Raw genomic sequence first — 6,838 nt, forward strand, 5'->3', positions numbered from 1 at the left:
TGTCGTTCAACCATGATGACCACCTCAATCCCGCCCTTCAAAATGGGTATCCGGCATCACCCATAACAGAAATCGTTTCCGTTTCAGAGGGAGATGTCTTGGGAAACACTGATTTTACATACACACCAGATGAAGGAGAAGCATATTTGAACACCTTTAACCCATGGGCAGACATAAGTTATGTGGACGGTGTGCTGCATATCAGAGGAAAATCATATGACCCGAAGCCATATGGAAACCTGACAGATATCCATGTCTGGATTGAAAATAATGACGGAGAGATTGTGTTTTCCCAATGGCGCATGGGTACAGAGATGTATTATGAGGGAGAATGGACAACCGGTGAAAAACCACTGTTTGGCCGAGGTGGGGGCTTATATTATATGCCAGAGGAATTTGAGAGAAACATTCTTTGGACTTCTAATGGGAGATTCACGGGGCAGGAAGACGTACTCGAGGCATTGAATAAAGGAAGTGGTTTTCTATTCATGTCCGGGCATGGCAGTCCAAATGTATGGGCTGATCATTATCCAGGTGTGCCGGGCAATCGGGCACATGGAAGTGTAACTGGTTTGAGAGTTACCACCCTCAGACCATGGTTCCCGTATGTAAATATCCCGGTTTTCCCCATAGATACATTGTCAAATAAGGAAAAACTTCCTGTTGCTGTTATCGGGGGATGCCATAACAGTCAGTTCAATGTATCGGCGATGCCCGCAATGTTTCATGCCTTGCATCTCTTTTTTAAATTCTTGCCAAACAATTATATGTGGACATATGGCCAGCCTGTTCCTGAATGTTTCAGCTGGCGTCTGGTAAGCCGTCCGAATGGCGGCACTATTGCAAGCATAGGAAATACAGGTCTGGGATACGGAATGCCGGGAAAAGAATGCACTACTGGTGGCGGTGATGCGTGGATTACTATTGAATTCTTCAAACAATATGGCACAGAAAATCATGATGTCCTCGGGAAAGCCTACGCACAAACGCTCACCAGCTATGTCAGCAGTTTTGACATGGAAGATCTTGAAGCAGGACATGCAAAAACCGTGCAGCAATGGATACTGCTCGGAGACCCGAGTTTAAAGATAGGGGGCTATCCATAATTTCTCCCTTCTTTTTTAAAGCCTGCCATTCTACAGACTGCTTTCGGAACTGCAGGTCGCAAAAATAAATTTTTATATACGCTTTGTATTATGAAGTCATGAAAAGAAAAGTTATTTTGATTATAGCCCTGGCGTTAACAGGAATTTTGAGTTCTGCCTCTCTCTCCGGCGTATATGTACAGAAAATGGCATTATCGGAAAATTCATGCAATAATGAAATTGGACAGGAGAAATACGGCTATGCCCTCTTAATAATAGCACCCTCCGCTTTTACCGAAAATCTGGAACCTCTTGTAACCCACAAAAATTCTCACGGAATGCAAACCATGCTCGTTTCCCTTGATGAAATATATAACGGCAATTATTTCACCGTTCAGGGCAGGGATGATGCAGAGAAGGTAAAATATTTCATTAAGAATGCAATAGAAGAATGGGGAATAAATTATGTAATGCTTGTCGGTGGAAGGCACGGCGGAATTCTTGAAGAAAAATGGTGGTGCCCGGTAAGATATTCATATCTGGGAGCTGACAGCGATTGGGAAAGATGCTATCTCAGCGATTTATATTTTGCCGATATTTACGACTCAAACGGAGATTTTTCAAGTTGGGATAACAATGGAAATGGCATATATGGAGAATGGGAAGGATACGGGGCAGAGGATGCACCCATAGACCTAAAGCCAGATGTATATGTAGGCAGGTGGCCAGCACGAGATGCCTTTGAAGTCAAAATAATGATGGAGAAGACTATGGAATATGAAAACAATGCTTATGGAAAAGAATGGTTTAATAAAATGGTCTGTGTTGCAGGGGATACCTATCCAGATGACCTAAATCCAGATTGGGTCGGATATGAAGGAGAAGAAGGAACGCAAAAGGCCATGGATTGGATGCCGGGATTTGATTACGTAAAACTTTGGACATCAGATGGCACATTTACCGGGAAGCAGGATGTAATAGATGCAATTAATCAGGGATGCGGCTTTCTTTTCTTTGACGGACACGGCAATCCAATGAATTGGGCGACCCATCCACCTAGTGACCATGAAACATGGATAGATGGTTTAGGTGTGAGGGATATGCCAAAACTTTCAAATGATGGTATGTATCCTGTCTGCGTAGTAGGCGGCTGCCACAATAGCCAGTTTAATGTAAGTGTAATTAATCTACTTAAGATTTGGCAGGGTCGTGAATGGATCAGTTATGTATGGAAAGGAGAAACAGCTCTAGAGTGCTGGAGCTGGCGACTTACACGTAAAATTGACGGGGGATCAATAGCCACCCTCGGATATTCTGCTCTCGGGTATACAAAAGAAGATAAAAATTTTACTGGTGAGGCAAGCGAATGGCTGGATACCCACTTCTTCTGGGAATATGGGATGAACGGAACAGATATTCTGGGAGAGATATGGGGGAACGTGATATCTGCCTACCTTGATACATATCCAATTGACTGGAATGCGTATGTAGAAAGCCCTACTGCCATTGATGCAAAAACAGCACAGGAATGGATACTGCTCGGAGACCCGAGTTTAAAGATAGGAGGGTATCCATAACCCTCTTTATCATACTACACAAAAATTTTTATTTCATGTGTTGTTACACATCCAAGTTTTTGGGTGATAAGATGAAGACAAAAAAATTAGAGCAAATTTGCATGAATTTACAGAATCTCAATGAGGATATTTCTGTACCGAGGAACATAAGAAGAGGGGCAAAAGAGGCAAGGGAGATTCTTATGCGGAGTGAAGAATCGATCGATGTCAAAGTTGCTTCCGCCATTTCAATTCTTGACGAGTTGGTCAATGATCCCAACGTACCCATTCACGGAAGAACCGCAATATGGAGCATAATGAGTCAACTTGAAAGTTTAACATCTACAGAAAATTAAAAAGAAGGATAGAGTGAAAGAAGGGTTATAACAGGATATTTATGCTTTCTTCAGGAATGGCAGGCCTGTCCTTTTGTTAACTTTGACCGTATATCCTGATGGTTTGTCTATTGCGTTCCCGCTCTTCGGCTTTCTTGCGCTGAAGAAGTATATTCTCTGTACTTTTCCTCCTTTAAGTGTTACTTCCCTTGTAAAAAGGGTATATTCCTTTCCCTTACTTTTATATTTAAATGCCATTATTATCGCCTCTTATCTTGTATATCTTATGAGAATTTAAAACCTTCGATATTTTTCGGGTATTTTAGGGGAAATAAAAGAAATAAAGCAGTAAAAAAACAAAAAATCCGATAATGACAAATAATATCCACAATATGTAGGCCATGGTAATTCTATGGATCCATCTCGCCTTTTTTTCAGGGGTATCGAAAAATTTCCCCAGTATAGGATCCTCTTCTATTTTATCCATACTTCTCCATCAGGTTTTTCATCCTTTTTCTCCTGAAAAAGTCCTCTCTTTCTCTTTCTTCCAATTGACGTTCAATATAGGTTATGGTTCCCTCCAATTTTGGTATGAAAATATGTTCTAATGCATTTACACGACGTTTTGTCTTCTCTATTTCCTTCCCGAGTTTCTGTATGCTGCCCTCTATCCCTGCCACTTCTATTACATCATTCAAAGCATCTCTTCCTTTCTGTATTGCCTCATCCAGGCTAGATGTTGTGTCCAATATGCCATAAGTTACGTTATTTTTTTCTTCCAAACTAAAGCTCACTATCGGAATACCCATCACATTTTTTCTCTCCACAGAAACATTTCTTTCCTCAAAGATTTTATCCGACAATTCTCTTACCTGTTTCTCACCCATAAGCATCTCTGCTTCTATAAAAGCGTCAAATGCCGCCCTTATTTTCTCTTCCATTTCAATTCTCTTTTCTTTTCGATTTCTTATGATATCAAAAAAATTTGAAATCAGTGCATCTCTTTTCTGGGAAAGCAATTCATAGCCCTTTGCCGCAAGCGACTTTCTTTTCCTCACCTCCAGCAATTGCATTCTTGTGGGCTTTACCCCTTCCATCATCTCTTTTGCCATTCAATCACTTTGGGTAATACTTTTCTATATATTTTTCATCAATCTTCTTTAATTCATCTTTTGGAATCATGGAAAGCAGTTCCCATCCGAGGTTTAGCGTTTCCTCAAATGATCTGTCCTCCTCATTTCCCTGAGTTACAAATTTCTCCTCGAAAGCATCGGAAAAGTTCAAGTATTGTTTATCTCGTTCTGTCAGCGCTTCTTCCCCGACAACAGCCACCAAGTCCCTCAGGTCACGACCTTCTGCATATGCTGAATAAAGCTGGTTCGAAAGCTGGTGATGGTCTTCTCTCGTTCTTTTCTCGCCTATTCCCTCTGCCATCAATCTTGAAAGAGCGGGGAGAACCGCAATGGGGGGATAAATGCCCTTGTTCTGCAGCTCTCTCGATAAAACTATCTGTCCTTCCGTTATATAACCGGTAAGGTCTGGAATTGGATGGGTTATATCGTCATCTGGCATTGTCAATATCGGTATCTGCGTTATCGAGCCCTCCCTCCCTTGTATGCGCCCTGCCCTCTCGTATATCTGGGCAAGATCTGTATACATGTATCCGGGGTAGCCTCTCCTGCCTGGGACTTCCTCCCTGGCGGCGGCTATTTCACGCAACGCCTCAGCATAATTTGTCATGTCGGTCAGGATAACAAGTACGTGCATTCCCCGGTCAAAAGCGAAGTACTCCGCCACTGTCAAAGCCATTTTTGGAGCGATAAGCCGTTCTATTGCGGGGTCATCTGCGGGGTTTAGAAAAAGAACGCTCCGCTCTATCGCCCCCGTTTCCTCAAAATCGTGCATGAAGAAATCCGCCTCTTCGGCCGTTATTCCCATGGCACAGAAAACCACCGCAAAATTTTCCTGTCCGCGAACTTTTGCCTGTCTTGCCACCTGGGCAGCAATTATGTTATGCGGAAGGCCGGAGCCTGAAAAAATCGGAAGCTTCTGCCCTCTAACAAGTGTGTTCATTCCGTCTATGGTGGATACGCCCGTCTGTATCGGGTCTCTGGGATATTCTCTCGCAGATGGATTGATGGGAGAACCATTGACATCCCTCATTTCATCTGGTATTGACAGAGGGGAACCATCTATCGGGTTTCCGACTCCGTCAAAAATACGACCCATCATGTCAATCGTAATCCCAATCTCCATCGGCTTGCCTGTAAATTGAACTGATGTGCTTTTAGTATCGAGCCCTCGAGTCCCTTCAAAAACCTGTATAACAGCTTTACCTTCTCCTACCTCGAGAACCTGCCCGAGCCTTTTCTCACCTTCAGATGTTTTTATTTTAACAACTTCACCGTATCCAACGTCCTTCACTCCTTCAACGATCATGAGCGGACCAGATACCTCGCTTACCGTCGTGTAAACAATTCCTTCCATTCTTCTCACTCCTGATATATTTCAAATTTATAAACTTTAACCTTGTCCCTCTGGAATTTATGGAATATCGGAATAACTCTTCCCTCTTTTCATGATTTCAATTATTTTAACCTCCTTTCCTTTTGCCAGGTAAATTATTCTGTAATCGCCTACCTTAATCCTGTATTTTAACGGCTTTGTTCCCATAGGGGGTTTAATATCTGCTTCTGCTCTTGCTCTGTATGGATTTTCTTTTAAATTTTGTATAACACCTTTTCCTCAATTTTGGATTTAATTCATGAAATGTTTTAGAAACAAAAATTTTGTACATTATAACTCTCCAAATGGTATGAATTTGTCTTCTTCCAGTATTTTGTTCCATCTCTCGTCTAACTTTTTCCATGCAGCATCACTAATAAGTCTTCGCACAATTTCATCATATGTTTCTCCTTCAGAATGCATCTCTTTCAGTATTTTCTTCGTTTCATGCAACACAGACATTGTCGCATTTCCTGAAAGTTATAGCCCCCATTGTATCTATAAAGTTTTTGCAGATCTTGCAGGAGAAACAAAACACCCAAGAGCAATTATTACTGCTGTATATTCTCTGGCAGTGCAAAGTAAGCCATGATTTCATATATGCCTGCTACCACAAAAATGAAAAACCCAAAAATGCCAAACCCAGAGTATACTATGAAAAGTACATGCTTTATCTGAATGGCTGTGAGCATACTCATTATTATGGGGAGGAAAAACCCTGTCACTATTGCATAAATTATGGAAGCAATCACATAAAAAGTCCAGCCTTTCTGAATTTGTCAATATTTGTGCGTTTTGCGATGATATCATAGCTTGTCCTAACATATATTTTGCTCATGATTCCCAGCACTCCAAAAAGGAACAATGAAAACCAGAACCAGTTGCTCGGATATATGCCATGTGATGTACCATTTCTATTTTTTGTGATACCGATAAAAAATCCATAACTACCTATTATGCTTGCTATTGAAATCACTAGCCCAATAAGTGCCATCAACCCCAGTATAAAAGAAACCAAATATCTATCAAATATCTTTTTTTCTTTCAATTCATCCGATATTTGCTTAACAGCCATCAAAATTAAAATTAGTCCCGCTGTCCCCACTATTGGAAAGCCAAACCCAAAAAGACTAATTAAGGAAATAATTGCTCCAATTCCTCCATAAGTTTTTGCTTGAGCAAGAGACACAGGTTTTAATCCGCTCTCAAATATTTAAAAATTGTTCTACCAGTAGTCTCTACGAATAGGAATTTTTCCTGAAAAATTTCGACATTTTTTATAAAGAGCAATGTCTTATCTCTTGGAGTGGGATGAGATGACACTTTATGAATTTGGACAAAAAATTCGCAAAGCCAT

General features: G+C 41.1%; 9 protein-coding genes. 3 read left to right on the top strand and 6 right to left on the bottom strand.

Translation table 11 applies throughout. The features are described from left to right. The 3 genes from U9O96_04720 to U9O96_04730 form a co-directional block, all read left to right on the top strand. Positions 1-1,106, top strand: a 1,106-nt coding sequence (locus U9O96_04720) for a C25 family cysteine peptidase (GenBank protein MEA2054403.1), incomplete at its 5' end; no start/stop codon positions are given. Between the two features lie 98 nt (positions 1,107-1,204). Next, a complete protein-coding gene (locus tag U9O96_04725) occupies positions 1,205-2,662 on the top strand; it encodes a C25 family cysteine peptidase (protein MEA2054404.1) in 1,458 nt (485 codons plus the stop codon). Positions 2,663-2,733: 71 nt separating this feature from the next. After that, positions 2,734-2,997: a UPF0147 family protein gene (locus tag U9O96_04730; protein MEA2054405.1), complete on the top strand. Its 264-nt coding sequence runs from the start codon at positions 2,734-2,736 to the stop codon at positions 2,995-2,997. Positions 2,998-3,036: 39 nt separating this feature from the next. Here the strand turns inward: U9O96_04730 and U9O96_04735 are convergent, their stop codons facing one another. From U9O96_04735 to U9O96_04760, 6 genes are all read right to left on the bottom strand, one after another. Next, entirely contained in the window at positions 3,037-3,234 is a 198-nt protein-coding gene (locus U9O96_04735; GenBank protein ID MEA2054406.1) for a hypothetical protein, read from the bottom strand. 221 nt (positions 3,235-3,455) lie between these two features. After that, on the bottom strand, positions 3,456-4,088 hold the full coding sequence (locus U9O96_04740; GenBank protein ID MEA2054407.1) for a V-type ATP synthase subunit D: 633 nt from the start codon (positions 4,086-4,088) through the stop codon (positions 3,456-3,458). Between the two features lie 4 nt (positions 4,089-4,092). After that, positions 4,093-5,463 (bottom strand): V-type ATP synthase subunit B, encoded by a 1,371-nt coding sequence (locus U9O96_04745; GenBank protein MEA2054408.1) that lies wholly within the window; start codon positions 5,461-5,463, stop codon positions 4,093-4,095. 57 nt (positions 5,464-5,520) lie between these two features. After that, the gene (locus tag U9O96_04750; GenBank protein MEA2054409.1) at positions 5,521-5,709 is read right to left on the bottom strand and encodes a type II toxin-antitoxin system RelE/ParE family toxin; all 189 of its coding nucleotides are present in this window, start codon (positions 5,707-5,709) and stop codon (positions 5,521-5,523) included. 63 nt (positions 5,710-5,772) lie between these two features. Then, positions 5,773-5,943 carry a hypothetical protein gene (locus U9O96_04755; protein MEA2054410.1) on the bottom strand — a complete coding sequence of 57 codons (171 nt, stop codon included), beginning with the start codon at positions 5,941-5,943 and terminating at the stop codon, positions 5,773-5,775. Between the two features lie 286 nt (positions 5,944-6,229). Further along, positions 6,230-6,670 (bottom strand): DUF996 domain-containing protein, encoded by a 441-nt coding sequence (locus U9O96_04760; protein MEA2054411.1) that lies wholly within the window; start codon positions 6,668-6,670, stop codon positions 6,230-6,232. Between the last annotated feature and the right edge of the window lie 168 nt (positions 6,671-6,838).

Source organism: Candidatus Thermoplasmatota archaeon, from assembly GCA_034660695.1.
Lineage (GTDB): Archaea > Thermoplasmatota > E2 > UBA202 > DSCA01 > JAYEJS01.